At 46.6% G+C, this 816-nt stretch carries 1 pseudogene; it reads right to left on the reverse strand.

The features are described from left to right. Positions 1-816: pseudogene (locus NIE88_RS22105) on the reverse strand (conjugal transfer ATPase TcpF); the annotation flags it as partial.

The following is an 816-nucleotide window of genomic DNA, read 5'->3' on the forward strand; positions in this document are numbered from 1 at the left end:
TTCGTCTAGATCCGGTGCGGCGACTCGAATCACATAACTGAGCTTATACATCGCTTCCTTGGTCTGGTCAAGCGTTGCTTCCAGCTCATTCACGCTGTCCAAAGCTTCCATGACGTCGCTGCCTGTGTCGTTGTTCGACTGCCAGGCATGGTCATCTAAGTCTTTCAGCTCTTTTTTCTTGTTGCGCACCGTCGTTAGGGCCTTCTTATTTGTCACAATCTCCACATTCATCGACGTATCGATCGGAAAGGTAAACTGTTGTTGCTGATAGTAAAAGAGTTCTGAGGAAGGAAAGTCCAGCTCGCGCACAATTGAATTGATTGTGAAATAGGAAACGTAGGTCGTCTGGTTTTCCCGTTCGATTTTCAAATACCGCTGGTTTTCCTCGACGAGACAGCGCGTCGGCTTGATCAGGTCATAGCGCTTCACCAGCGTTTCCTGTTTCAGCTTATGGATGGGCAGCGGATAGGTGTAGGACGCATAAGATGCACCGGTCCTGCCATAGAGATGTTCGATCAGATAACCAAAGTCTTCTTTATCCAGCCTGCGCACGTTGAACCGGCGGGCGATTTTGTTTTCCAGTAGGCGTTCCATTTTCATAAACCGGTTGATCTCTTTATTACTCATACTGACAAAATCGCCCATCAGGTTGTGATTAATCTCATGAAGAAATTCAGAAAAGCTCATCACAATCGACTCACCGATGGATTTAAGATTCACTTCCTGATCCGTTAACAGCAGCTTGAAGCCAAGAAAAAAGCGATAGTCGATTTGGTTTTCACCCAACATCCCGACTAACGCTTCGGTTTGTTCATC

It is taken from the genome of Sporolactobacillus shoreicorticis (assembly GCF_024125445.1).
GTDB lineage: Bacteria > Bacillota > Bacilli > Bacillales > Sporolactobacillaceae > Sporolactobacillus > Sporolactobacillus shoreicorticis.